Genomic DNA, 24,643 nt, shown 5'->3' with positions numbered 1-24,643 from the left:
GTACGGACGGCGGCACCTGGGGTGCCGGCATCCGGACAGGAGTCATCATCTGGAGTCCTTCGCGTGGTCCGGTCGCCGCCGTGGCGGCACCGGTGACGTCAGAGCCCGGGGCGCCCGGCGCCGACGACGCGGCGCCGGGTCCGGCCCGGGGGTACGACCGTGCTGTCAGACGACAGCCGGTCCACGCGGCGGACCCCGCAGGGAGATGACATGAGCCAGCAGAACGGTCCGCACCGCACGCCGCGGCTCCGGACGGCGGGGGCGTACGCCGGGCGGGGCGTCGGGCAGTACGATCCGCCAGATCAGGAGCAGCGGGGCGACCAGGAGCGCCGAGACGGTCCGGACGACCCGGAAGGCCGCGCGCTCCCCGCCCCACAGCCACCACGCGCTCAGCAGCGCGACGAGCAGATGCGCCGCGAGCATGCCGCTCGCACTGCCGTGCATCCCGCCCTCTGTCATCGGCTGCGGCATCGGCGGTGACATGCCCGGCAACTGGTCCAGCAGTCCCTGGCCGCCGTGGTGGCCGGAACCCGCCGTGCCGGTGGCGGCCGCCGCCGCGAGAGCGCGGCCCCCCGGCCCCGCCTCCTGCGCCCGGCGGGCGGCCTCGATGTCGGCGAGCGGCATGCCCTGCGCGCCGCACAGCCACGCGTTCGCCCACTGACGCGCGAGCGAGAGCCGCTCACCGCCCGCGTCGGCGACCGCCTGCCCGAAGGAGAACGCGCTGTGCAGGGCCGCCTGGGCGCCCACCGTCAGCACACCCACCAGCACCGGTCCACGCTCGCGGCCCGCGAAACACCAGGCCGCGGCGGTGCATCCGGCACCGGCGGCGAGCAGCGTCCACCAGGGCACGACGGCATCCGACATCGCCATGTGTCCCAGCGCGGCGAGCAGCACACAGACCGCCGCGAACACCGCGGCGCGCAGCCCCCTGAGAATGTGCCCCGCATCCATGACGGCCCCATCGTCGCACCCCGCCCCGCACGGGCGACGGGAGGGGCACCGGCCGGCGCGGGCCCCGGCGGGGCGCGGTGCCACGCGCCACCACCGCACGCCACCACCGGGCGGCCCCGCCGGCCCTTCGCAGTCCGCAACGCACGGCCACGACCGGCGCCTTCACCGCGCACCCACCGCCGCCGCGGACCCACCGGCACCGCGGCCCGGCGGAGGGTGCCGCCTTCGCGATGCCGCCCTAGCGGATCTCGCTCGTCGTACGGCGGTAGGTGGACCGCCGGTCCTCGATGGCGGACCAGCGGTCGCCGTAGACGGTCTGCGTGATGGCCGGTTCCCGCAGGAAGTCGTGCGGGAACCCGAGCGGTACCGCGCTCGCCGCGTCGAGCCGTTCGACGGCGTCGGCGTCGAGTTCGACCCCGACGCTGGCGAGATTGTCGGCGAGCTGGCTCTCCTTGGTGGCGCCGATGATCGGGATGATGTTGCCGGGCCGGCTGCGGAGCCACGCCAGCGCCACCTGCGCCGGGCTCCAGCCGCCCTGCTCGGCGATCTCCAGCACCGCGGTGATGACCGCGTCCTCGTTGTCGTGCTCCGGGCGGCGGTCCTCGAGCCCCGTGCCCAGCCTGCCGGACTCGCCACGGCGGTACTTGCCGGTGAGTTTGCCCGCGGCGAGCGGGGCCCAGGCCAGTACCGCCATGTCGAAGGCGCGTGCCTGCGGGAGCAGTTCGCGCTCCGGCGTCCGCTCCAGCAGGCTGTAGCGCAGCTGCGAACCCGCGAAGGAGGTCCAGCCGCGCAGCTCGGCGAGCGTGTTCGCCTGCGCGATCTCCCAGGCGGGCCAGTCGGACACCCCGATGTAGAGCACCTTTCCGGCGCGTACGAGGTCGTCCAGGGCGCGCATGACCTCCTCGACGGGGGTGAAGTTGTCCCGTGCGTGCACCCACAGGACGTCTACGTGGTCGGTGCGCAGCCGCCCGAGGCTCGCCTCCACCGACTGGACGAGGTTCTTGCGGTGGTTGCCGGCACCGTTCACATCGCCCGGACGGGTCGCGCAGGTGTACTTGGTGGCCAGGACGAAGCTCTCCCGGCGGCCGGTGAGCAGCTCGCCGAGGATGCTCTCCGAATCGCCGTCCGAGTAGTTGTTGGCGGTGTCGATGAAGTTGCCGCCCGCGTCCGCGTAGGCGTCGAGGATCCGTCCGCTCGTCTCCTTGGCGGCGCCCCAGCCATAGGCGTCCCCGATGGTCATGGCGCCCAGGCTCAGTTCGCTCACCCGCAGGCCGGTCCTGCCGAACAGTGTGTAGTGCACGGTGTTCCCCTTCGGTCGGGTCCTGCCGCAGACGCTAGGGGCTGGAGCACACTCCAACACAAGCGGCGACACCGCGCCGCCCGGTGCACCCGGACCCGGTCCCACCGGCCGTGGTCCCACCGGGAGCCACCGGCCGGCCGGGGTGGACCTCACCATGGCGCCGCCCGGCCGGGTCCGGGGACCTCCGCGGCGGGGCCGCGCCGCGGAAGTCGCCGGCCGCCGGTCAGCGGAGGCCGGGCCGGGGACTCACTCGGCCGGGCCGGACGCCACGGTGGTGGCCGCCGCCGGCCGCTCCGACACCTTCTGATCCGCCACCCGCTGTGCCTCCTTCTGCACCAGCGCGCGCAGTTTCTTCGGGGTCAGCGAGGTGCCGGCGCCCGGGACCGGTACCTCGTTCAGCGCCACGACCGGGGCGTCACCGAGCCCCGCGGCGGCGAACTCCGCCTGGGACGCGGCCACCCAGCCCTGCCGTTCGCCGGTCTCGACGCAGGACCGGAAGGTGCCCTCATTGATTTTCCCGGCCTTCTTCGCGAGCCCGAGGAGCAGCTTCCGGTTGCCGAGCCCGTCGTGTGCGATGTCCGACTGGTGCTGCCAGACCTGGTCCACGAACTGGGTGAACCGGCCCTGGTCCTGTGCGCAGGCGGCCGCGGCCGCGGCGGCCTTGGCCCCGCTGCCGCCGTACTGCTTGTCGCTCTGGGTCACCAGGCGGTGGTCGATCTGCACCTGGCCCGACGCGAGGAGCTGGGTGAAGGTGTCGGCGTACCGCTGGGCGAAGGCCCGGGACGCCGGGCTGCCCAGGTCCTCGTAGACCGTCAGCGTCACCGGGACGGTCGGCTTCACCGGCAGCGCCAGCTTCGTCTTTCCCGCGGGACCCGTCGCGTCCGCGGGCGCCACGACCGCGTCCGCTTTACCGCTGCGGACGTACGCACCCAGGGTCGCGGCCGCTCCGTAGACCACCGCGAGCCCCACGATGATCACGGTGTAATGACGCCAGTTGTCCCGTCGGCGCCCGCGCCGCGGCGCGCCCTTCCCGGACTGGTCATTACCTTCTTTGAGTTCCGTGGAACCCGCCATGCGAAACCGCCTTGTCACCATGCTCCGCGGTGGCGTACGCACACCACCACATTCACCGACCACCGCGGCGTCGTCCCGACCACCACGTCAACGTCTCCACTGTGCCAGGTGAACCGCCCCACACCCGCCGACGGGTGGCGCCCACAGCACCGCGCCGGGCGCACCGGGGCCGCCGCCGCGAGGGAAAGAAGCACGCCAAGTCGGTGCGGCCCCCTTGCCAAGGCGAGATAGTACGTGTTCGGATTATTTCCGTCGGATACCGCGATCCCCGTGCATCACCGCAGATCAGAGCATGCCCGCAGGCCGGAGAGAGTCGCCGCGTCGCCCTCCTGGCCGACTGCCCGTCAGCCCCGCCCGCCCGTCACCGGCCCGCCTCCTCCGCCGGCTCCGTCCGCCGCACCCGCGGCCCGGAGCGGCGTCCGCCCTCCCGCCCAGGAGGAACATGAAACCCGCTCCCTTCCGCTACCACCGGGCCCGCGACGTCGTGGGCGCCACCGGGCTGCTCGCCGAACTCGGGGACGACGCCAAGGTCATCGCCGGCGGCCAGAGCCTGGTCGCGATGATGAACTTCCGGCTGGCCCGCCCGCAGCACCTGGTCGACATCGCCGCGCTGCGCGAACTCGACCACCTCGGCACCGACACCGACGGCGCGCTGCGCATCGGGGCGCTCACCACCCATCACACGGTCGAGACCGCGCCGTCCGGCACGCTGGGGGCGGAGTTCGAGGTCCTCCGCGCGGCGATGGGGTGGATCGGACATCTGCCGATCCGTACCCGGGGCACGGTCGGCGGCAGCATCGCGCATGCCGACGCGACCGCCGAATGGTGTCTGCTCGCCGTCGCGCTGGATGCCGGATTCCTGGTCCACGGCCCGCGCGGGCGGCGCCGGATCGCGGCCGGGGACTTCTTCCTCGGCCCGTACACCAACGCCCTCGACCCCGATGAGCTGCTCACCGAGATCGTCTTCCCGCGGCCCGCGCCGTACGCCGCGCTCACCGAATTCGCCGCCCGCCGGGGGGACTTCGCGATCGTGTCGGCGGCGGTGGACCTTGATGTCGAGGGTGCGGCGGTGCGCGGCGGCCGGGTGGCGCTCGGCGGTGTGGCGCCGGTGCCGGTACGGGTGCCCGAGGCGGAGGAGGTGCTGGCCGGCGGCGGCTCGTTCGCCGCGTGCGCGGCGGCGGCCGCGGCCGCCGTCGAGCCACCGGACGACGCCAACGGCAGCGCGTCCTACCGGAAGCAGCTGATCGCCACGCTGGTCCGGCGCGCCTGTGAGGAGGCTGTTTCCCGATGAGAGACGGTCCGATGAAAGACGGTCCGATGCCGGGTGTCCGGGTGCCGGACGCGCCGGGGGCGGGGGTCCCACCGGCGCCGGGGCGGGACGGGCGGCTGGTCGGCCGGTCGGTCCCGCGCCGGGAGGATCCGCGGCTGCTGACCGGGCGCGGCCGGTTCGTGGACGACATCGCGCTGCCGGGCATGCTGCACGCGCAGTTCGTGCGCAGCACCGTCGCGCACGGCGTCATCGAGGCGATCGACCTCACGGCGGTGCACGATGTGCCGGGGGTGGTCGCGGCGTTCACCGCCGAGGATCTGGCGCTCGGCGACATCATCGCCCAACTGGAGCGTCCGGAACCGGAGTTCGTGGCGACGGCGATGCCGGTGCTGGCCCGTGACCGGGTCCGCTACGTCGGCGAGCCGGTCGCCATCGTCATCGCCCGGGACGCGTACGCCGCCGAGGACGGGCTGGAGGCGGCCCGGGTCAGCTATGCCGTACGCCCGCCCGTGACGAGCGCGGCGGCGGCGCTGGCGGCGGGCGCGCCGCTCGTCCACGCGGAGGCCGCGCACAACACCCTGGTCGATGTGTCGCTGTGCGCGACGGACGGCATCGACGAGGTGTTCGCGGCCGCCGACCGCGTCGTCCGGGTGGACACCCGCACCGGGCGGCAGAACGCGCTGCCGCTGGAGACCCGGGGTGCGGTGGCGCACTGGGACGACCGGGAGGAGCAGTTGGTCGTGCAGACCTGCACCCAGGTGCCGCACCAGGTACGGACGGTGGCCTCGCGCTGTCTGCGGCTGGCCGAGCGGGCGGTGCGGGTGGTGGTGCCGGACATGGGCGGCGGCTTCGGCCAGAAGTCCGTGGTGGGCCGCGAGGAGATCGCCACCGCGGCGGCGGCGCTGCGGCTGCGCCGGCCGGTGAAGTGGATCGAGGACCGCAAGGACGCGCTGTCGGCGTCCTTCCTCGCCCGTGAGCAGCACTACGACGTACGTGCCGCGTTCGACGCGGACGGCAGGATCCTGGGGATCGACGCCGATGTGGTGTGCGATATGGGCGCCTACTCCTGCTATCCGTTCACCGCCGGTATCGAACCGCTGATGGCGTCGGCCGAGCTGCCGGGCGTCTACAAGGTCCCCGCCTACCGGGTGCGGGGCCGGGCGGTCGCCACCAACAAGGCACCCACCGCGCCGTACCGGGGGGTCAGCCGCCCGCAGTACGTCATGGTGGTGGAGCGGCTCTTCGAGCGGGCCGCCCGGGAACTGGGCCTGGACCCGGTGGAGATCCGCCGCCGCAATGTCATCACCGACTTCCCGTACACCGGCGTCAACGGCATCACCTACGACCCGGGCTCCTACCTGGAGTCGCTGGACCTCTGCGCGCGGACGCTGCGGGACGAGGGCTGGTACGAGCGGCGGACGGCGGCGGACGGGGCGGGCCGTCATCTCGGCATCGGCTACGCGTGTTTCAGCGAGCGCACCGGCTACGGTTCCGCGGCCTTCGCGCAGCGCAGGATGGCGGTGGTGCCGGGGTTCGACATCTCCGAGGTCCGGATGGACACCAGCGGCGCGGTGACCGTGACCACGGGCACGATGAGTCATGGGCAGAGCCACGAGACGACCATGGCGCAGATCGTCGCCGACGAACTGGGCCTGGACATCGGCGGCGTGCGGCTCCATCAGGGCGACACGGACCGCATCACCTACGGCTGGGGCACCTTCGCCAGCCGCTCGATCACGGTCGGCGGCAGCGCCGTACGGCTGGCCGCGGGCAAGCTCGGCGAGAAACTGCGCCGTATCGCGGCGGACCGCTGGGGCATCCCGTGGGAGGAGACCGCACTCGGCCGCGGCCGGGTGCACCACCGCGGGGACCCGGCCGTCACGATCGGCTACCCGGAGCTCGCCGACATCGCGTACCTCAGGGCCCATCTGCTGCCCAAGGACATCGAGCCGGGGCTGACGGCGACGGCCACCTTCGACGTCTTCAACGACGGGACGTTCTCCAACGCCACCCACGGTGTGGTGGTGGAACTGGACGAGGGCACCGGCCGGGTGGAGATCCTGCGGTACGTCTGCGTCGAGGACTGCGGTGTGGCGATCAATCCGCAGGTGGTGGAGGGCCAGTGCCGGGGCGGTATCGCCCAGGGCATCGCGGGCGCGCTCTTCGAGCAGGTGACGTACGACGCCCAGGGCGAACCGTCGGCGACCAGCTTCCTGGACTACAAGGTGCCCACCGCCCACGAGATCCCGGAGGTGACGATCCACCACCTGGAGACGCCGTGCGCCTTCTCCGCGACCGGGGCCAAGGGTGCGGGCGAGGGCGGCACGATCGGCGCGCCCGCCGCCGTACTGAACGCCGTCAACGACGCCCTGCGCGCCACCGGAGTCGAACTCGACCGCACCCCCCTCACCCCGGAGACGGTGCACCGCGCACTGCGCGGACTCCCGGAGCCCGCCGCATGACCCCCGGCCAGGAACACACCGCGTCCCCAGGAGCCCCCTCATGACCGACACCGAAGCCGGCGCCGACACCGCCACGGGTGCGGATTCTCCCCCCGTCGACTCCTCCCCCGTCATCGGTCAGGAACGGCAACTGATCACGCTCGACGTGAACGGCGAGGAGTACGAGGTGATCACCGAACCGCGCCGCACGCTGGTGGACGTGCTCCGCCACGAACTGCGGCTGACCGGTACCCATGTCGGCTGTGAGCACGGCGTCTGCGGCGCCTGCACGGTGCTGCTCGACGGGCGGCCGGTTCGGGCCTGTCTGATGTTCGCGGCGCAGGCGGAAGGGGGCGCGATCCGCACCGTCGAATCGCTGTCGGACGGCGCCGACGGGAGTGAACTGAGCGATCTGCAACGGGCGTTCCGCGCCCATCACGGATTGCAGTGCGGTTTCTGCACCCCCGGCTTCCTGATGCTCGCCGAGGGGTTCCTGGCCGAGCGGCCGCAGGCGACCAAGGCGGAGATCCGCGAGGTGGTGGCGGCCAATCTCTGCCGGTGCACCGGCTATCAGTCCATCGTCGAGGCGATCGACGGCTGTGCCGCCGCCCGGCGCGAGGGAGAGGAGCAGTGATGCGGCTCAGCAATACGGTCCCGGTGCCCGCCGCGCCGGACGAGGTGTTCGCCCTGCTGAACGATGTGGCGCGGGTGGCGTCCTGTATGCCGGGCGCGGTGCTCGACGGGCGGGACGGCGACTGCTGGCAGGGCAGGGTGAAGGTCCGGGTCGGGCCGGTCACCGCCGCGTACGCGGGCACCGTCCGGTTCCTGGAGGCCGACGCCGGACAACGGCGGCTGCGGGTACAGGCCCGCGGCGCCGATACGCACGGCAGCGGCGACGCGGAGGCGGAGGTGACGCTGACGGTGGCCGAGGCGCCGGAGGGTGCCCGGCTGGAGCTCTCCACGGACCTGGTGATCCGCGGCAAGCTCGCCCAGTTCGGCAAGGGCGCCATCGGCACCGTCTCGACGCGGATCCTCCAGCAGTTCGCCCAGAATCTCGGCGGCCTGCTGGACCAGGAACGCACCGCGGAGGCACCTGCGGAGGCAGCCACCGACGTACCCGCGGCGGCGGCCCGGCCGGCTGCACCGGCGGCGGCCGCGCCCACCGCCGCCACCGCGCCCGCCCCCGCCCTTGACGGGTTGTCGCTGCTCGCCGGGCCGGCCCTGGCCCGGTACGGCCCGGTGGCCGCGGCGTTCGCCTTCGGCGTGTTCGAGGGCTGGCTGCTGGGCCGGCTCGCCTGTCAGGCACGCCAGCTCAAGGCGGCGGGGCGGGGGTGAACGCGAGCCGCTGCGGGGCGGCCACCGGCCGTGTCTCCGCGCGCGCCGGACCCGGCGCCGTGGTGCGCCCCGGCCGCCGCCCCGCGCTCCCCGTCGTGGACCTCGCCCGCGGCCGCGCCGCGGACCGCTTTCCGCTGCCGGTGTGCCCCTTGGCCATGAGCGGACAGGCCCACCCTGACGCCGGATCACCGTGATTGAGTTGCCCCATGGCTGACGAGACCGATTCCCTTGGTTCCCTTGGTTCCTCCGGATCCCTTGCTTCCCCTGCTTCCCCCGGTTCCCCCGCTTCCCTTGAGTCCGGTCCCGCGATACCGCCCGCCCTGTCCGCCGCCCCCGGCTACCAGGTGCGCCGTCTCTATCAGGCGTATCTCGCGATATGGATGCGCGCGGTCGACGCGACGCTGACCGGTCCGCAGTACGCGGTGCTGACGGCCGTGGACGCGGCGCCGGGCCACGATCAGCGGTCGATGGCGTCGGCGGTGGCGCTGGACACGTCCACGATGGCGGACGTGGCCCGGCGGCTGGAGAACCGCGGGCTGATAGTGCGCCGCACCGCCGCCGCCGACGGGCGCCGCAAGCTGCTTTATCTGACCGAGGAGGGCGAGCGGGTGCTGCGCGCCGCCAGCGACCGGGCGCGCCAGCTGGACGAGCGGCTGCTCACCCCGTACGAACCGGGGCGGCGCGACGACCTCATGCGGCTGCTGACCTCCCTGGCCGACCACTGGGAGGGCCTGGCCCAGGACTCCTGACCCGCACCCGCCCGGCCACCGCGCCGCACCGCCGCCGGTGTGCGCACCGACCGTGCGGGGTCATCTGGCGGCGCCCCCCACCCGGACCGCGGACGGCAGCCGGTGGTGAGCGCCGCCGGTGCCCGGACGGTCCGCTCCCCGGCCGGGGACCCGCACGGGCCGGGTCCGCTATGGCCTGAACCAGACGGTAAATGGCGCGACTTGGGGCCGTTGGGCCGCCCGGGACGGCGGCGCGGGCGGGGCCGTACGGGTATCCCGTCGCGGTGTGCCGGCGGGCCTCAGACCAGGCCGGGCAGTTCCGCGGGGTTGTTCCTGATGAGGTCGATCAGTCCGGGGAAACGGGCTTCGAGGTCCGTCGTGCGGAGCGTGGCCATCCGGCTGTTGCCCCGGTCGGTCTGCCGGATGAGCCCGGCCTCCCGCAGGACACGGAAGTGGTGGCTGCGCGTCGACTTGGAGACCGGCAGGCCGAAGGACGTGCAGTGCCGTTCGGTGCCCTCCGGTTCCCGGGTGAGCCGGGAGACCACCTCGTAGCGCCGGCGGTCGGACAGGGCGTGCAGGACGGTGCGCAGCTCCATCTCCTGGGGGTCCGGGTGTCCTTCTGCGTCGGGCATCGTGACGGCTCCTTCGGCTGCGGATGATCGGGGGCAAGGAATCGGGTTCCCGGCGCATGGCACCCGGACCCCGCCCTCACCTTAAGGACCGATCACCCGTCCCCCGGCCCGCTCCGCGGACGGTCTCGCCGCGCACGGAGCGTGGGTTGTCCAGGTGGTTGCCGTCCCCTCCCCGGCTTCCCGGTACTGCGGGGCGTACGGCGGAACGGGGTGCGCGGCGGCGCCGGTCAGCCGAGTCCGACGGCCGTCAGGTAGGGGCGGACATCCGCCGGGTCCTGGGTGGCCAGGCCGACATATCCGTCCGGGCGCACCAGGAACAGCCCCTCCCCGTAGATCTCCGCCACGGCGTCGTCGTGCACCGAGTGGGTACGCACGCGCGCGGAGACGGACGGCGGTTTGACGCCGATGGCGAGCAGCGTGAACTGCGGCCCCCGGAAGACGTCGAAGAGCCGCCGCGGGTGGCCGGCCACCCCGGGGAGTGCGACGTCGGGGGCGCGGTCGCCGGCCCGGAGGGCACTCTCGGTCAGGCGGTCGCGGGCCTCCGCCGTCATGGGGCTCTGCCGGTAGCCGACCCCCAACTGGTTGGTGGCCTTGCCGCGCCGGGCGGCCTCGCCGGCGCTGCCCACCTCCGGTTTGCGGCCGACGCGGTAGAGCCGGGTGCTCAGCTCCAGCACCTCGGCGGCCACCGGCAGCCGCTCCGCCTGGTAACTGTCGAGCAGCCGGGGCCGCGCGCCGTGGCGCAGCACCTGGCCCAGTTTCCAGCCCAGGTTGTACGCGTCCTGGACGCTGGTGTTCAGTCCCTGTCCGCCGCCCGGTGGGTGGACGTGCGCGGCGTCGCCCGCGAGGAAGACCCGGCCACAGCGGAACCGGGGGGCCAGGGCCGCGTGCGGCTGGTAGTACGAGGCGCACCGTACGTCCGTCACCGCTCCGGCGAGCAGATGGCTGCGGGTCGCGATGATGCCGCGCACATCGCGGGAGGTGTCCGAGCCGTCCGTTTCGAACTGCGCGGAGAACTGGAAGTCATCGGTGCCGGGGAGCGGGCACAACAGCATCGAGCCGCCGGGGGCCTTGGGCCAGACATGCCAGTTCTCGCGGTCCAGGCCGTCGATGCGGACATCGGCGACCAGCGCGGCGCGCAGACCGCTGTCCTTGCCGACCATCGCGATCCCCAGTGCGTGCCGGACCGCGCTGTGGCCGCCGTCGGCGGCGACGAGGTAGCGGGCGGTGACGGTGCGGAGCGTCCCGTCCCGGTGCGCGAGTTCGGCCGTGACGTGTTCCGCGCTCTGCCGCAGATCGAGCAGCGAGGTGTCGAACTCCACGTCGCCGCCCAGCTGTCGCAGCCGTTCATGGAGTATCTGCTGGGTGCGCCACTGCGGGATCATCCACACGCTCGGGTAGCGGGAGAGCGGGCTGCCGGGTGCCTGTCCGATCAGGTGCCACGCCCCGCGGCGTTCGCCGTTCTCCCAGCTCATCATCGGCGGGAAGGGGGCGCCGGCGGCACGTATCGCGTCGCTCACGCCGAGATCGTCGAAGACCTCCTGGGTGCGCGGCTGGAGACCCTTGCCGCGCGAACCGGGGAAGAGCCGGTCGGACTGTTCGATCAGCCGGCACCGGACTCCGCGCCGGGCCAGATCGCAGGCGAGGGTGAGCCCGGTCGGTCCGGCACCGACGATGAGCACCTCCGTGGTGGTGGCGCCCCTGTCGTCAAGCTGGCTCTCGGAGGTCATGAACACCACACCCTTCGCCAACACTCCAGGTATGTGACAGGGTCACACAGCTCGGCGCCGCTGTCCTGTGACGCCGCTGCGGCCCGGTGCGCACCGGGCGCGGCCGGCCATGACGGCGTGGAGCGCGGCGGCTCGCCCGGCGGCCGAGGACCGCGCGGGCCGATCTGCGCGCGGCTCCGCCTCCCCCGATCATCGGAACATGGCCCCGAGCGACGGGCGTGGGTCCGCTCCGTACCCCGAGATCCGGCCGATGCTGGCCACCCCGGGTCCGCTGCCCGGCGGGGGCGAGGACGCGGCGTGGGCATTCGAGACGAAATGGGACGGGGCGCGCTGCGTCGTCGGCACGCCGGGCGACGGAACGGTGCGCCTCGTCACCCGGGCGGGCGGCGACGCGACCGTGACGTACCCGGAGCTCGGCGCCCTGGGCGAGCAGCTGCGCGGCCGGCCCGCGGTGCTGGACGGTGAGGTCGTGGTCCTGGACGCCCGGGGGCACCCCGACTTCGGGCTGTTGCAGCGCCGGATGGGCGTGGTGAACCCGCGGCGGGCCGCCCGGCTGGCCCTGGCCCACCCGGCCCACCTCGTGCTCTTCGACCTCATGTACCTGGGCCGCTCGCTGCTGGACGCCCCGTATCACGAGCGCCGGTCCGTCCTGGCCGCCCTGGGCCTGGGCGGCCCGAACTGGTCGGTACCCGCGTACGCCGAGGGCCACGGGCAGCAGGCATGGGAGGCCACCCTGCGCGGCGGGTTCGAGGGCGTCGTGGCGAAGCGGCTCACCTCCCGTTATGTCCCGGGCGTCCGGTCGCCCGAATGGCGCAAGACGAAGCATGTGCTGACCCTCGATGTCCTCATCGGCGGCTGGACGGAAGGCCGCGGCGGCCTCGCCGGGCTGCCCGGTGCGGTGCTGGTCGGTGTCGCGGAGCCGGCGGGACTGCGGTACGCGGGTTCCGTGGGCTCGGGGCTGTCCGGCCAGGAGCGGCGCGAGCTGGCGCGCTACCTGAGCGTGATCCCGGCCGGCCGCTCCCCCTTCGCCGGCCCCGTCGACGTGCCCGGCGCCCACTGGGTCGAAGCCCGGCTGGTCGCGGAGGTCACCCACGCCGGCTGGACGCCCGCCGGGCGGCTGCGCCACCCCGTCTGGCACCGGCTGCGCCCCGACCTCACCCAACTCGGCTGACACCAGCGGGAGTTCACGCCGCCCCGCCCCTCGGTCACCGCGGCCGCCGGTGGGGCGGGGCGCCCGCCACGCCCACCATGGGGTCAACCCTCTCCCGGCCTGGTTCTTCGCGCTATCAACGTCTCGAAGCCGACAGCGTCGGCTCCGTCAGGTCCATCGGGCAGGAGGCCCTTTCCCGCCCGGACGTGGCGAACCGGTCGGGCGACGCCATCGGGGTCTCGCCGCCGGGGCCGAAAGGGGTGGGACATGCCGGTAGGGACAGCGCCGCGAACGACACCCGGCAGGGCGCGTCGCGCGCACGGTGCCGCCTTGGTGGCGTGGCTGACCACCACGGACCACAAGCGGATCGGCACCCTCTACATGGTCACGTCGTTCGGCTTCTTCCTCCTCGGCGGTCTGCTGGCGATGTTCATGCGGGCCGAACTGGCGCGCCCCGGCATGCAGATCCTCTCCAGCGAGCAGTACAACCAGGCGTTCACGATGCACGGCACGATCATGATGCTGTTCTTCGCTACGCCGCTGTTCGCGGGATTCACCAACTGGATCATGCCGTTGCAGATCGGTTCTCCCGATGTCGCCTTCCCGCGGCTGAACATGTTCGCCTACTGGCTCTATCTCTTCGGTGCGCTCATCGCCGTGGGCGCCTTCCTCACGCCGGACGGCGCCGCCTCCTTCGGCTGGTTCGCCTACACCCCGCTGTCGGACGGGGTGCGCAGTCCCGGACTGGGCGGCGATATGTGGATCATGGGCCTGGCCTTCACGGGATTCGGCACGATCCTCGGCGCGGTCAATTTCATCGCCACCATCATCTGCCTGCGCGCGCCCGGAATGACGATGTTCCGGATGCCCATCTTCACCTGGAACGTCCTGCTCACCAGCGTGCTCGTACTGATGGCCTTTCCGGTGCTGGCGGCCGCTCTGTTCGCGCTGGAGGCGGACCGGAAATTCGGTGCGCACGTCTATGACCCGGCCAACGGCGGCGCGTTGCTGTGGCAGCACCTGTTCTGGTTCTTCGGGCATCCCGAGGTCTACATCATCGCGCTGCCGTTCTTCGGCATCATCTCGGAGATCATTCCGGTCTTCAGCCGCAAGCCGGTCTTCGGCTACATCGGGCTGATCGGTGCCACGATCACGATCACCGGGCTGTCGATCGTGGTGTGGGCGCACCATATGTTCGTCACCGGCGCCGTGCTGCTGCCGTTCTTCTCCATCATGTCGTTCCTCATCGCCGTGCCCACCGGCGTGAAGTTCTTCAACTGGATCGGCACGATGTGGCGGGGGTCGCTGTCGTTCGAGACGCCGATGCTGTGGAGCGTGGGCTTTCTGATGACATTCCTCTTCGGCGGCCTGACCGGGGTGGTACTGGCCTCCCCGCCGTTGGACTTCCACGTCAGCGACACCTATTTCGTGGTCGCCCATTTCCACTATGTCGTCTTCGGCACGGTGGTGTTCGCGATGTTCGGCGGATTCTATTTCTGGTGGCCCAAGTTCACCGGAAGAATGCTGGACGAACGCCTCGGGCGCATCCATTTCTGGACGCTCTTCGTCGGATTCCACACCACCTTCCTCGTTCAGCACTGGCTCGGCGTCGAAGGTATGCCCCGCCGCTACGCCGACTATCTGGTGGCCGACGGCTTCACGGCGCTGAACACCGTCTCCTCCCTCGGCGCGTTCCTGCTGGGGCTCTCCACCCTGCCGTTCCTCTACAACATCTGGTACACCTCCCGGCACGCGCCACGGACCGCTACCGACGACCCCTGGGGCTACGGCCGTTCGCTGGAGTGGGCCACCTCCTGCCCGCCGCCCCGGCACAACTTCCGCACCCTGCCGCGGATCCGCTCCGAATGCCCGGCCTTCGACCTCCACCACCCCGAGATCGCCGCGCTGGACCGGGCCCTGAACCCCGGCCACGGGGGCCGGCCGGCCGCGCCGGGTGCGGGCCCGCGCGCGGACGGCGAAGGCGGCTGAGCCGTCCCCGGCACCCGTCGTTCACCAGACCGGCCGGAGCCCGGTCCGCCGGCCGTCCGGCAGGTGGTCGACATAGGCGCGCAGTGCGTCGTGGACGGCGGCGAGGCGGTCGGCGCCGATGATGTCGGCCCACCGCTGTTCCGCCTCCGCCCACAGCGTGTCGGCCAGCCGGACGTACTCCTGTCCGCGGTCGGTGAGCCGGAGGATCTGGGCGCGCCGGTCGGTGGGGTGGGGCCGGCGCCGGAGGTAGCCCCAGTCGGCCAGTTCGCCGACGGTCTTGGAAGCGGACTGCTTGGTCACACCCAGGTGGGCGGCGAGGCCGACCGTCGTGGCGTGCGGCTGGTCCGCGAGGTAGCGGAAGGCGTAGCCGTGCGCCGGCCGCAGCGGTTCGCGCCCGAGTTCGGCCAGCCGGGCGTGCAGATGGTCGCTCATGTCACGGAAGACCGTGGCGAGCAACAGGGGGACCTCACCGGGGCGGCGGCCCCCGGAGGTGGTGGCCGGGCCGGCGTTCTCGTCCATGGCGTCCCTCGGAAGCGGCTGCGGGGTACCCGCCCATCATAGTCAACCAGGTTGACCTTCTCCGTTCTGGGACATACCGTCAAACAAGTCAGTTCAGTTGACCAATTTCGGAGGAACCCATGCCCCTGTCGACCCTCGCCGATGCCCCGGTGTTCGCCCGCGACGGCTTCACCTTCCGCCCGCTGGCCGTACCGTCCCGGGGGAGCTCGGAGCTGGCGATCTGGGCGCTGGAGATCGCACCGGGGGCGGCCAGCGAGGTCCACTCGATGGACCGCGAGGAGGTGTTCGTCGTGGTGACGGGCGAGGTGTCGGCCACCGTCGCGGACCAGGAGATCAGCGCGGCGAGCGGCGACGCCGTCATCGTCCCGGCCCACCACACGCTCCGGATCCGCAACGCCTGCGCGACGACACCGGCCACGCTGACCGCGGTGACCTCGGCCGGTATGCGGGCCACCGTCGGTGACGCGACGTTCCCGCCGCCGTGGGCCCAGTGAGCCACCGCGGCCCCTCCGAGGCGCGCCGGCCGGATGCGGTCAGGCACCGTCGGAGCCGCCGCCCGGCCGGAGCCGTCGGTGTCGGGTGGGATCGGCGAGGATGCCGGTCCCGACGATCCCGCCGCTGGTGACCGGGCAGCCCATGACGGCGAACGGCCGCCCCTCGGGAGCCGTGACGGGTCCCGCGGCCCCGTCGGCCGGCGGCGGCCGGGCGAGGCGGGCGAGCCGGGCGACGGCGAGCGCCCGCCCGGCCACCGCCCGCGCCCCGTGCAACACCCCGTCAGTGCCCGGAGAGACGGTGCCGCCGTCGGCCCGCAGCACGGCGTCCGGGGCGAGCACCGCGACCAGCGCGTCGAAATCGCCGCCCCGCCAAGCAGCGAGGAAGGCCCCGGCCGCCTCGCGCTGACGGGCGAGACCGGGGCCGGGAACCGGGGCCGCGCCCCGCACCCGGCGCCGCGCCCGGCCGACGAGCTGTCGCGTCGCGGCCGGGGACGGCCAGGGTGCGCGCCACATTCCTCATTCGCCGTCCGTCACCACCGTGACGGACGGAACCCGGCCGTTGCGACACGGGAGCCGGACAGGGCCGGGTTCCGGACGGACCGGCCGGGGCCGGACGGACCGGCCGGGGCCGGACGGACCGGCCGGGGCCGGACGGACCGGCCGGGGCCGGACGGACCGGCCGGGGCCGGACGGACTAGAGAATGCCGAGCAGGCCGAGACCGGCGAGACCCCCGCCGCGACCAAGGCCGTCACCGCGGCCGAAGCCAAGGCCGTCACCGCGACCGAACCCGAGGCCGTCGCGGCGGCCGAATCCGAAACCGTCACGCCCCTCGCACCGGCAGCCATCGCCCCGGTCACCCCGGTCACCTCGGTCACCTCGGTCCCGCCGGTCACCTCGGTCGCCCCGGTCACCCCGGTCGCCCCGGTCACGCCGGTCGTCCCGGTCACGCCGGTCCCCCCGGTCGCGGCGGTCGTCGTGCCTGCCGGAACAGCCGTCGTGGGAGGCGCACATGACGGGCCGGGAGTTACTCGGGGCCGCGACCGCGGCGCCGTTCATCGGGACGACGAGGGCCACGGTCAGACCGGCGACGGCGAGCCCACGGGAGATCGAACGGAGCATTCTTCCACCTTCACTCAACTCGGAGCGGGATACGGACATTTTCCGCATAAGTGACGATAGGTCGAATGCGGCACCCCGGCCGACGACCCACCGGGCGGCGCCGGAGGGTCACCGGAACGCACCAGAGGTCCCGGCACCTCCCCGAAGCCGCGCCGGCAGGAGGTCAGCCGGCCGGCTCACGGGCCGCTGCCCTTCCCGTACGGGCCGGCGTCACCGCACTCACCGCCGTCACCGCAGTCGGCCCGGGTGCCGCGTCCGCCCGGGTACGCGCCGCGCCCCGGCGCACCGCACCGCGCCGCAGGACCAGTTGGAGGACAACCAGCAGCACACCGGTCACCACCGCGCTGTGCCAGAGCAGCGCGTCCAGCCGGCCCGCCGACAGGTAGGCGCCGGCGGCCACCGCCGCCAGCGCGCACACCCCCCGGTCCACGATGCTCTCGACGGACAGCAGCGTGGCACGTGGGGCGTCCGCCGGGATCGCGTCGTTCACCAGCTTGCGCTGGACGGGATAGGCGAAGCCGGTGCCCGCGGCGAACACACAGAGCAGCGCGATCACGGTCCAGGGACCGCCGGCGGTGATACCGGCCAGCGTGCCCGCCAGGGCGAGGCTGAGCAGGGACACCCAGGCCACCGGCGACAGCCGCCGGCCGAGCCACTGGGGGCGCGCCGAGGCCACCGCCTCCGCCACGGTCATGGCCGCCAGCACCCCGCCGTGCGAGGTCTCGGCGATGCCGTGGTCGAGCAGGATGGGCTGGAAGAGGTTCACCTGGCAGATCCGGGAGAGCGTGAACACGGCCACGCCCTGCACCATGATCAGCGCGAGCCAGGGGCTGGCCCGCACGCACCGCAGCGCGGCCCCGGCGTCGCGCAGGAAGGCCCCGTAACTCCGGCTCTCCTTGCGGCCGTCGGCCGCCTCGGCCGCCGGTGCGCCGCGCCCGGGTCCCGCGAGCCGGGGCAGCGCGACGGCGCAGGCGAGGGAGCCCGCCGCACTCACGGCGCTCAGCACGTACGGCGCCAGGTGGGCGAGCGCCATCAGCGGACCGACCAGCGGCCAGCACAGCACCTTCGCGGCCAGGCCGAGGGCGCGGGCGGTGCCCTCGGCCTTCAGATAGTGCTCCCCCGCGCCCTCGGCCCGCAGGCCGTCGTAGAGGTAGGCGCTGGCGGCGCCCGAGGTCAGGGAGCGGCCGGCGGCGATGGCCAGGAAGTGGACGAGGAAGCCCGCGTAGCCGGGGCTGACGACGGGGGCGAGGTTCGCCGCGGTCATCACGACCGCCCCGGCCCGCAGGCAGTTGCGGGTACCGATGCGGTCGGCGACGATCCCGGTCGGGATCTCGAACAGGCAGAACGCGACGTAGTAGATGCTCTGGATCCCGAAGATCTGCCCGTCGGAGAGCCCCGCCTCCCGCTGGTAGGCGTAGAACACCGGCATCCACCACAGCAGGTTGAACAGCAGCTGGAAGCCGTTGTTCAGCCGGATGATCCGGCGGGCCCGCGGGGACGGCGGCGGGCCCGCGCCCTGCCGCCGCGAGGCGCGCCGCGGACCGGGCGGCCGGCCGGTCACCGCGCGTAGGGGCGGATCTGGACCACGCGGAACGCCCCCTGGCCGGTCATCAGCCACTCGATGTCCAGCGGGCCGTCCCCGGCCGCGTCGCCGAAGTGCGACTGCAACAGCCGGCCGGTGAGGGCCAGGTCGGCCAGCCGGCGGCGCGTCCCGGCGGGCAGATCCGCGCCGGCCGAGCCGAGGGACACCGTACGGCCGCCGCCCTCGACGGTGTTGTAGAGGTATTGCAGCGGCAGCACCGTTCCGTCGACGATCCGCTCTGGTGAGCCCGGGGAGCAGTTGAGGTAGACGTTGCGGAAGTCCGCGCGCTTCGTCGGGTCGCAGGTGACCAGGACACCGCCGAGTTCCGCGGGGACGTACCGCTGGATGATCACCCCCATATAGGTGTCGTCCGGGGCGATACCGGCCTGGTGGCGCAGCCGCACGCCGCGCGGCGAGAACAGGGAGGCCCACACCTGGCGTACCGCGTCGAGGAGTTCGCCGGTGCCGTGCACGGCGGTGACCGAGGCGTAGACCCCGGCCGCGGAGAAGCCGGGCAGGTCCTCGGCGTTGGCGGAGGAGCGCACCACCAGGCGGTGGCGGCCGGTGAGACCGGGCGGGAGTGCCCCGGTGATCCGCCGGGCGATCCCGTCGGGCACCGGGGTGTGGCGGATGAGGTGTTGCAGGTGTCGGCAGAGCGGGTCCAGCGCCTGCGGTGCGGCGGGGGCGAGGGCGTCCTTGAGCTGCCGGACGGCCTGCCGCAGCGCCGGGGAGGAGGTGAGGAAGCGGTGTTGCAGGGCGAACGGCAGGGCGATCCCTTCGGGGGCCGCGACGGTACGGGCGGCGAACTCGGCCGCCGCCCGCCGCAGTTCGCCGGTGCCGCGCCCGGTGCCGTCACCGGGGTGCGTGCCCGGCAGGCCGAGGCGGGACGCGAGGTGGCCGTACAGGTCCCGGCGGGGCGGCCGCGGCCGGCCGTAGTAGGCGGTGAGATCGGCGGTGCGGCGCTCCAGGACGTGGTGGAGCTCGCCGAGTTGGGCGGCCTTGGTGCCGTAGCGGTCCCGGTCGGTGCGGCGCAGCAGGCGCAGGGGGAGCGCGGGCGCGTCGGCGAGCCGCGGCGGCGCCAGCCGGATCCGCTGCCGGGGCTGGTCCGCCGCGCGCGGGGCCGGGGCCCCGGCCAGCGGTACGAGGGTGATCTCGTCGTCGCTCACCCGGTAGCGGACCCAGGCGCCGTTCAGGCCGTCCCGTTCGATGATCCGGTCCAGGTCGCGGACGATCGCGTTGGGGATGCCCCAGCCGGCGGCGAGGACATTGGTGTGGGAGAGCGGAGTGCTGGGCTCGGTGTGGAGGAACCCGGCGACCCGCGGCACGTCGTCCGGCAGGCAGGCCATGGCCACGATGTCCGGCCGGCCGAGCCCGGCGGCGGCCGCCGCGTACTCCTCGGCGGTCCGGAAGTAGCGCAGCCGGCCGGTGGCCTCGCCGGGGTTGAGCGGTGTCCTGGTCCGGTTGCCGAAGAGTTCGTGGGCGAGGATCCGCGGCACCCGGTCGTCGCCGATCGCGGCGAGCTCCTGCTCCTGGCCGTGGTTCGCCGGCTTCAGCAGCAGCGGCAGCGTGTCGTCGGCCCGGTGGCGGACGAAGCCGTAGAACTCGTCGAGGAGGGCACCGGACATGGTGTCGGCCTCGGTCGTCTCCAGGACGAGGAAGGGGCGTTCCCCGGCGTCGGCGTCGGTGTCGGTGTCGGTGTGCAGCGAGAGGACGCCCAGCAGGAAGCGGCGCTCCGGGGCCGTGTACACCGAGGCGTTGAAGTCGTCCAGGCAGGCGTCCAGCGCCGCCAGGTCCATGCCGAGGACGCGGGTGGCGACGTAGTCGACGTGGAAGGGGTGGACGGCCGTGTCGAGCAGATGCCAGGTGTCCTCGGCGCGGTCCACGACGACCTTCAGGTACGGGTGGCCGGCCAGGACGCCGGAGAGGGTGTGGAACAGCGGCAGTGACAGGTGTCCGCCGACGGCCGTGCGATCGGCGACAGGGCCGGGCACGCCGACGGGGAGGGCGGCGGTGGTCATATCCGTGCTCCCCCGGTCCCGGCCGGAGCCGTCGGCAGGACGTGGGGCAGGGCGTCCACCAGGGTGCGGAAGTCGGCGAGGACGGTCCGCGGATCGGCGGCGGAGAGCAGGCAGAGCGCCGCCATGGTGTTGGCGCCCGCGGCCGGATCGTAGACCGGCACCACGGTGCCGTCGGGCAGCGAGCTCTCGGCCACCACGGAGAGCCGGCTGCCGTCGCTGACCGGGACGGCGTCCGCCACGGCCGGGAAGTCCCAGATCCGCCGGCCGGGCCAGGCGTCGCCCGCGCCGTCGACGGCCAGCACGACGAGCGAACCGGCGGCGCCGCGCGCCTCGTTCGGGGTGCGCACCTCCGCCGGCCAGATGACCGGACGCCCCAGGAGGTGGTCGGTGAGCAGGCCGATGAGGTCGATACCGAAGACCTCCTCGGTCTGCGGGACGGTCATCGCGCCGCCGAAACGGGCGGCCGTCTCGATCACCCACATGCGGCCGCCGGCCCCGAGCTTGATCTCGGTGTGCGTCCCGCAGTTCTCCAGACCCAGCGCGTCCACGGCGTCGCGGGCCAGGGCGACGACGCGGTCCTGGGCGGCGGGCGGCAGCGCGGCGGGGGTGATCCCGGCGCGCTCGGTGAACGGCTCGACCGTGGGCATCCGCCCGCTGAGGCAGACGGGATGGAAGTCGCCGTCGGCCACCACGCCTTCCACGCTCACATAGTCGCCCCACCCCGGCTCGTCGAACCAGTCCGCGGCCGAGCCCCGCACGATCTCCTCGACCAGGAAGTCGGCGCCGGCGCCGGCCACATGGAGTTCGGCGTAGCCCAGGTGCGCGGATTCGGCCATGACGTCCCGGGCCCGGGACCAGGCCGCCGGTATCTCCGCTGCGGAGCGGATGATCCGGTGCGCCGTGGAGCCGGCGCTCCAGGCCGCCTTGAGCAGCAGCGGGAAGGACAGCGCGGCGGCCGCCCGGTGCAGCTCCCGCTCGGTGGCGACGGGGCGGAACCGGGGCTGGGGGATGCCCCGTTCCTGCCAGGTGCGCCGCATCAGCCGCTTGTCGCGGGCGAGCGTGCAGGAGTCGCCGGCGCCGGGCAGGCCCAGTTTCGCGCAGGCTTGTGCGACGGCGACGACGGCGTACTCGGAGAAGGTGACGACCGCGTCCGCGCCCACCTGCTGGGCGTGGTCGACGATCAGCGACACCAGGTCGTGCCGCTCGGGCTCGGCGGGGGCCACGACCGAGGCGCACAGGCGCTCGGCGGTGGCGGCGGCGGTGGGCGGCAGCGCGCTGAGGGCCAGCACGTGCACGACCGCCTTCGCGGCGACCCGGGACAGCGCGTACCCCGGTGGAGGGCCACCCTTGGCATGGACGAACAGCACCGTGCTCACAGAGATCCGACTCCTCGAACGTGCGGAAATGGGCGGTGGAAACGGCGGGATCATGCGGACATACCGCCCGCGATCCCTCCGCTCCAGCCAACCAGTCGGGCGCCGCCGCACTCTCCGCTTCCGGCGGTGCGCGGTCAGGCAAATGCCAGAGTTGTGGGAGCAGTTGAAGTGTGGTGAAGGTTTGGTGACGACGTAGGGCGGATGCGGCCGGGACGCTGCGGGCCTGCGTAGGCCAGGTCGGCCGAAAACCGGGCGTGCCCGACGACCGCCGGGGATACGCATACCGATGTCACCCCGGGCAAACCGGTTGAATCTTTCATGACAGAGAGGCCGTCGTGGACGAGACCAGTCTCCGCTCGCTGCTCGCGCAGCTCCCCGTGTTCTGGTGGGAGGCCGACGGGCAGCTGCGCACCGTCGAGAGCGGCGGTGGCGCCTTCGGCGACGACATCCGCACGGCGCGACGGTTCCTCGACACCCTGCGGCAGGACATCGCCAGCCCCTGGCGCTCCCCCGGAACCCGCCACTGGCAGGTGCCGTTCGAGGGACGGGTCTTCGACGTGAGCTGGCCCCTCGGCGACGCCCCGGCCGGCGGCCGGACCCGCGGTGTGGCGGCGGTGGCGGGCGCGGGCACCACCGCCGCCCGCCGGGACGGGGCGTTCGCGGACTTCGTCCCCGACCCGGCCTTCATCCGGGACCACGACGGCCGCTATCTCTGGGCGAACCACGCCTACGCCCACCGCTACGGCACCACGCCGGAGAACGTCATCGGCAAGACGGTGCACGAACTCCACTCCCCCGCCGCCGCGGCCCAGTTCCTCGCCCTGGACCAGGACGTCCTCACCCGCGGCAAACCCCTGCGGCACACCTTCACGTACGAACGCGACGACGGTGGCAGCGGGCAGGTCGCGGGCCACCGGTTCCCCTTCCGGGAGGGCGCACAGACCCACGTCGCGGGCATCTACGTGGACATCACCGACTGCACCCGGGCGGTGGACCAGCGCCGGGAGGCCGAGGAGAGCCTGCGCGCGCTGCGCGACCACAGCGGACTGCCCTGCGCGCTGCTCTCGGCGGGCGGCCGGATCCAGCAGGCGAGCACGGCCGCCGCCGAACTGCTCCAGACCCGGCTCTCCGACCTCGTCGGCCGCCGGGCCGACACCCTGCTGGCCCCGCTGCCGGAGCTCGACGGGCTGCACCACCGATGGCAGGACCTGATATCCCGTCGCAGCAGGAGGGTCCAGATGTCCGCGGTCTTCGTCGACGCCCGGGGAGCGCAGCGCCGCGCCCGGCTGCATCTGACGACGGTCGGCCGGAGTTCGGCCCGCGCGGCGAGCGTCTGGGCGGTCGTCACCCACCAGGGGCTGGCCCACGAGCCACAGCCGCCGCTCACCGCCAGCCAGCTCCGCATCCTGTCGCTGCTCGCCGGCGGTCGCAGCAACGGCGAGATCGCCACTTCGCTGCGGCTCTCCCGTCAGACGGTCGACTACCACCTCAGCCGCCTGCGGGCCCTGCTGGGCGCCACCACCCGACCCGCCCTCGTCGCCCGCGCCTACGTCCTGGGCATCCTCGCCCCCCAGACCTGGCCACCGCGCTCCGCCACGGCCACCCATCCACAGAGCTGCGCCTGACGCCGGGGGCGGGGGTCGCGCGATGGATCGCGGCGGGGTGTTCTCATCATCAACTGTGCGGCACTGGGCGGGAGTTCACCCAGATCTCACCACCGCGTTCACAGCGGGCCGCCCACCAGGTGCGCATCCGGGCCCGACAGCAGGCCGGGAAGGTCCGTGACCGGGCCGGGCGCGGCAGCCTCCACGGGCAACCACCGGCCTCCGCCGTCCGCAGCCGGGTCCGCACCCCCGTCCGCGTCCGCGGGCGACGCGATCCCGTCGGACGGCGTCCATCGGTTTCGCCGTCGATGTCGCCACCCTTGATCCAGGTGTGCGGCAGATGGCAGGGTTCGCAACAGATGCGGCCGGTCTCGCGCGGCGGACCAACTCATCGGCGCGCCAAGGGAACTGACGGCCATCAGCGCAACTGCCGAGCGTCCCGGACACGTCTCGGCAGGTGGGCCGGTACGGCTCACCTCAACCGACCGGACACAAGGGGGAACATATGCGGACGAGGAAGGCATTCGGCGGGGTACTGGCCGCCGCCACGCTCACGGTGGGGCTGGGCTTCGCGACCGCCCCGTCGGCGGCGGCCGCGAGCAACTGCTGGCCCGGCGAGAGCAACAGGTGGTACTGCAACAACGTGTCGGGGGCGCCGGTCTACGGCATCATCGGCAACAACCACTCCTATCCCGACCCCAACACGGTGGTGGGGTACATGAACTCCAACCCGAGCTGGTTCTACTGCAAGATGGACGGCCAAGCCTGGGTGGGCGGCCCGCACCCGACCCGCTGGCTCATGACCGTGGCGGACAACGGCCGGCTCGGCTTCATGAAGGACACGGCCATCTCCAGCGAGACGGACCCCGTTCGGGACTGCTGACGCACCGCGCACCCGCGGGGCCGCCAGGTGGACGACACCGGGCGGCCCCGCGCCGCGTCGCGGTCCAGGCCCGCCTCCCCCGGTCAGCGGGCCGACGCACCCGGTCCGCTCCCGACGCGCCCCGGGCGGCCGGGCCTTCCGTGCGGGTCCGCCGACTCCGACTCCGAGTCCGCCCGCGTTCCGCTGTCCCGGCGACCGGGGCCGGCCCGGGGGTGCGGCACCGTAGGGCGCAGTGGTGTGCCACCCGGACCCGCGGCGGCCGGTCGGGTCCGGCGGTGCAGCCGGGCGCCGCGCGGCAGGCGCCACCGCGCCGACGGCCTAGTTGTGCCATCTCATGACATTGGTTCCTCGCGGTCAGGCTTGGCGAGCATAGGACGTGAGGCGATCGGCGAGCGCGGTGACGAGGTCGCGCAGTTCATCGGGGCGCTCGATGACGAACGGCCGGTCGAG

General features: G+C 73.4%; 21 protein-coding genes and 1 pseudogene. 11 read left to right on the top strand and 11 right to left on the bottom strand.

Annotated features, from left to right (window positions below; genetic code table 11):
- Window positions 1-165 precede the first annotated feature (165 nt).
- The 3 genes from ACLJWH_RS36305 to ACLJWH_RS36295 all read right to left on the bottom strand — a co-directional run bounded on the left by ACLJWH_RS36305 (window position 166) and on the right by ACLJWH_RS36295 (window position 3,325).
- Entirely contained in the window at window positions 166-951 is a 786-nt protein-coding gene (locus tag ACLJWH_RS36305) for a PE-PGRS family protein (protein WP_411146066.1), read from the bottom strand.
- A 238-nt stretch (window positions 952-1,189) separates the two neighbouring features.
- Complete coding sequence (locus tag ACLJWH_RS36300) at window positions 1,190-2,251, bottom strand: aldo/keto reductase (RefSeq protein WP_411146065.1); 1,062 nt, start codon at window positions 2,249-2,251, stop codon at window positions 1,190-1,192.
- A gap of 246 nt (window positions 2,252-2,497) precedes the next feature.
- Window positions 2,498-3,325 (bottom strand): DsbA family protein, encoded by an 828-nt coding sequence (locus tag ACLJWH_RS36295; RefSeq protein ID WP_411146064.1) that lies wholly within the window; start codon window positions 3,323-3,325, stop codon window positions 2,498-2,500.
- Between the two features lie 442 nt (window positions 3,326-3,767).
- On the opposite strand from ACLJWH_RS36295, the gene ACLJWH_RS36290 reads away from it, so the two are divergent.
- From ACLJWH_RS36290 to ACLJWH_RS36270, 5 genes are all read left to right on the top strand, one after another.
- Entirely contained in the window at window positions 3,768-4,616 is an 849-nt protein-coding gene (locus ACLJWH_RS36290; protein ID WP_411146063.1) for an FAD binding domain-containing protein, read from the top strand.
- A 26-nt stretch (window positions 4,617-4,642) separates the two neighbouring features.
- Window positions 4,643-7,057, top strand: coding sequence for a xanthine dehydrogenase family protein molybdopterin-binding subunit (locus ACLJWH_RS36285; RefSeq protein ID WP_411146122.1), 2,415 nt, complete (start codon window positions 4,643-4,645; stop codon window positions 7,055-7,057).
- Window positions 7,058-7,097: 40 nt separating this feature from the next.
- Entirely contained in the window at window positions 7,098-7,670 is a 573-nt protein-coding gene (locus ACLJWH_RS36280) for a (2Fe-2S)-binding protein (protein ID WP_411146062.1), read from the top strand.
- Window positions 7,670-8,371: an SRPBCC family protein gene (locus ACLJWH_RS36275; RefSeq protein ID WP_411146061.1), complete on the top strand. Its 702-nt coding sequence runs from the start codon at window positions 7,670-7,672 to the stop codon at window positions 8,369-8,371. The genes ACLJWH_RS36280 and ACLJWH_RS36275 overlap by 1 nt, the downstream gene beginning before the upstream one ends.
- Before the next feature lie 206 nt (window positions 8,372-8,577).
- Window positions 8,578-9,120 (top strand): MarR family winged helix-turn-helix transcriptional regulator, encoded by a 543-nt coding sequence (locus ACLJWH_RS36270; protein ID WP_411146060.1) that lies wholly within the window; start codon window positions 8,578-8,580, stop codon window positions 9,118-9,120.
- 278 nt (window positions 9,121-9,398) lie between these two features.
- Here the strand turns inward: ACLJWH_RS36270 and ACLJWH_RS36265 are convergent, their stop codons facing one another.
- Both ACLJWH_RS36265 and ACLJWH_RS36260 read right to left on the bottom strand, forming a co-directional pair.
- Window positions 9,399-9,731, bottom strand: a complete 333-nt coding sequence (locus ACLJWH_RS36265) for an ArsR/SmtB family transcription factor (RefSeq protein WP_411146059.1) — start codon at window positions 9,729-9,731, stop codon at window positions 9,399-9,401.
- Window positions 9,732-9,958: 227 nt separating this feature from the next.
- Window positions 9,959-11,482: an FAD-dependent monooxygenase gene (locus tag ACLJWH_RS36260; RefSeq protein WP_411146058.1), complete on the bottom strand. Its 1,524-nt coding sequence runs from the start codon at window positions 11,480-11,482 to the stop codon at window positions 9,959-9,961.
- A gap of 175 nt (window positions 11,483-11,657) precedes the next feature.
- Here ACLJWH_RS36260 and ligD point away from each other — a divergent pair, with 175 nt between their 5' ends.
- Together ligD and ctaD are read left to right on the top strand one after the other, a co-directional pair.
- Entirely contained in the window at window positions 11,658-12,629 is a 972-nt protein-coding gene (gene ligD / locus ACLJWH_RS36255) for a non-homologous end-joining DNA ligase (RefSeq protein ID WP_411146057.1), read from the top strand.
- Window positions 12,630-12,875: 246 nt separating this feature from the next.
- Window positions 12,876-14,597 carry a cytochrome c oxidase subunit I gene (gene ctaD / locus ACLJWH_RS36250; RefSeq protein ID WP_411146056.1) on the top strand — a complete coding sequence of 574 codons (1,722 nt, stop codon included), beginning with the start codon at window positions 12,876-12,878 and terminating at the stop codon, window positions 14,595-14,597.
- 21 nt (window positions 14,598-14,618) lie between these two features.
- On the opposite strand, the gene ACLJWH_RS36245 is transcribed toward ctaD, so the two are convergent.
- Entirely contained in the window at window positions 14,619-15,116 is a 498-nt protein-coding gene (locus ACLJWH_RS36245) for a MarR family winged helix-turn-helix transcriptional regulator (protein WP_411146055.1), read from the bottom strand.
- Window positions 15,117-15,235: 119 nt separating this feature from the next.
- Here ACLJWH_RS36245 and ACLJWH_RS36240 point away from each other — a divergent pair, with 119 nt between their 5' ends.
- On the top strand, window positions 15,236-15,610 hold the full coding sequence (locus tag ACLJWH_RS36240) for a cupin domain-containing protein (protein WP_411146054.1): 375 nt from the start codon (window positions 15,236-15,238) through the stop codon (window positions 15,608-15,610).
- 39 nt (window positions 15,611-15,649) lie between these two features.
- On the opposite strand, the gene ACLJWH_RS36235 is transcribed toward ACLJWH_RS36240, so the two are convergent.
- Window positions 15,650-16,123, bottom strand: a complete 474-nt coding sequence (locus tag ACLJWH_RS36235) for a hypothetical protein (RefSeq protein ID WP_411146053.1) — start codon at window positions 16,121-16,123, stop codon at window positions 15,650-15,652.
- 46 nt (window positions 16,124-16,169) lie between these two features.
- On the opposite strand from ACLJWH_RS36235, the gene ACLJWH_RS36230 reads away from it, so the two are divergent.
- On the top strand, window positions 16,170-16,784 hold the full coding sequence (locus ACLJWH_RS36230; protein ID WP_411146052.1) for a hypothetical protein: 615 nt from the start codon (window positions 16,170-16,172) through the stop codon (window positions 16,782-16,784).
- 109 nt (window positions 16,785-16,893) lie between these two features.
- Here the strand turns inward: ACLJWH_RS36230 and ACLJWH_RS36225 are convergent, their stop codons facing one another.
- From ACLJWH_RS36225 to ACLJWH_RS36215, 3 genes are read right to left on the bottom strand one after another with little or no spacing between them, the layout of a single operon-like run.
- Window positions 16,894-18,291 carry an MFS transporter gene (locus tag ACLJWH_RS36225; protein ID WP_411146051.1) on the bottom strand — a complete coding sequence of 466 codons (1,398 nt, stop codon included), beginning with the start codon at window positions 18,289-18,291 and terminating at the stop codon, window positions 16,894-16,896.
- Complete coding sequence (locus ACLJWH_RS36220; protein ID WP_411146050.1) at window positions 18,288-20,330, bottom strand: PEP/pyruvate-binding domain-containing protein; 2,043 nt, start codon at window positions 20,328-20,330, stop codon at window positions 18,288-18,290. Before ACLJWH_RS36220 ends, ACLJWH_RS36225 begins: the two co-directional genes overlap by 4 nt.
- Entirely contained in the window at window positions 20,327-21,706 is a 1,380-nt protein-coding gene (locus ACLJWH_RS36215; protein WP_411146049.1) for an acetyl-CoA carboxylase biotin carboxylase subunit family protein, read from the bottom strand. Before ACLJWH_RS36215 ends, ACLJWH_RS36220 begins: the two co-directional genes overlap by 4 nt.
- Before the next feature lie 335 nt (window positions 21,707-22,041).
- On the opposite strand from ACLJWH_RS36215, the gene ACLJWH_RS36210 reads away from it, so the two are divergent.
- Window positions 22,042-23,331 carry a PAS domain-containing protein gene (locus ACLJWH_RS36210; protein WP_411146048.1) on the top strand — a complete coding sequence of 430 codons (1,290 nt, stop codon included), beginning with the start codon at window positions 22,042-22,044 and terminating at the stop codon, window positions 23,329-23,331.
- Between the two features lie 484 nt (window positions 23,332-23,815).
- Window positions 23,816-24,193, top strand: coding sequence for a hypothetical protein (locus ACLJWH_RS36205; RefSeq protein ID WP_411146047.1), 378 nt, complete (start codon window positions 23,816-23,818; stop codon window positions 24,191-24,193).
- A 354-nt stretch (window positions 24,194-24,547) separates the two neighbouring features.
- Here the strand turns inward: ACLJWH_RS36205 and ACLJWH_RS36200 are convergent.
- Window positions 24,548-24,643, bottom strand: a pseudogene (locus tag ACLJWH_RS36200) (transcriptional regulator); the annotation flags it as partial.

The sequence above is a fragment of the Streptomyces sp. x-80 genome, from assembly GCF_046549095.1.
In the GTDB taxonomy this organism is placed as follows: Bacteria; Actinomycetota; Actinomycetes; order Streptomycetales; family Streptomycetaceae; genus Streptomyces; species Streptomyces celluloflavus.
This window is presented reverse-complemented; position numbering and strand designations above follow the sequence as displayed.

Coding starts and splice junctions, on each gene's coding strand:
- ACLJWH_RS36270 (WP_411146060.1), top strand. CDS start 8,578: ATGGCTGACGAGACCGATTCCCTTGGTTCCCTTGGTTCCTCCGGATCC.
- ACLJWH_RS36295 (WP_411146064.1), bottom strand. CDS start 3,325: ATGGCGGGTTCCACGGAACTCAAAGAAGGTAATGACCAGTCCGGGAAG.
- ACLJWH_RS36240 (WP_411146054.1), top strand. CDS start 15,236: ATGCCCCTGTCGACCCTCGCCGATGCCCCGGTGTTCGCCCGCGACGGC.
- ACLJWH_RS36245 (WP_411146055.1), bottom strand. CDS start 15,116: ATGGACGAGAACGCCGGCCCGGCCACCACCTCCGGGGGCCGCCGCCCC.
- ACLJWH_RS36205 (WP_411146047.1), top strand. CDS start 23,816: ATGCGGACGAGGAAGGCATTCGGCGGGGTACTGGCCGCCGCCACGCTC.
- ACLJWH_RS36290 (WP_411146063.1), top strand. CDS start 3,768: ATGAAACCCGCTCCCTTCCGCTACCACCGGGCCCGCGACGTCGTGGGC.
- ligD (WP_411146057.1), top strand. CDS start 11,658: ATGGCCCCGAGCGACGGGCGTGGGTCCGCTCCGTACCCCGAGATCCGG.
- ACLJWH_RS36220 (WP_411146050.1), bottom strand. CDS start 20,330: ATGACCACCGCCGCCCTCCCCGTCGGCGTGCCCGGCCCTGTCGCCGAT.
- ACLJWH_RS36285 (WP_411146122.1), top strand. CDS start 4,643: ATGCCGGGTGTCCGGGTGCCGGACGCGCCGGGGGCGGGGGTCCCACCG.
- ACLJWH_RS36265 (WP_411146059.1), bottom strand. CDS start 9,731: ATGCCCGACGCAGAAGGACACCCGGACCCCCAGGAGATGGAGCTGCGC.
- ACLJWH_RS36275 (WP_411146061.1), top strand. CDS start 7,670: ATGCGGCTCAGCAATACGGTCCCGGTGCCCGCCGCGCCGGACGAGGTG.
- ACLJWH_RS36280 (WP_411146062.1), top strand. CDS start 7,098: ATGACCGACACCGAAGCCGGCGCCGACACCGCCACGGGTGCGGATTCT.
- ctaD (WP_411146056.1), top strand. CDS start 12,876: ATGCCGGTAGGGACAGCGCCGCGAACGACACCCGGCAGGGCGCGTCGC.
- ACLJWH_RS36305 (WP_411146066.1), bottom strand. CDS start 951: ATGGATGCGGGGCACATTCTCAGGGGGCTGCGCGCCGCGGTGTTCGCG.
- ACLJWH_RS36235 (WP_411146053.1), bottom strand. CDS start 16,123: ATGTGGCGCGCACCCTGGCCGTCCCCGGCCGCGACGCGACAGCTCGTC.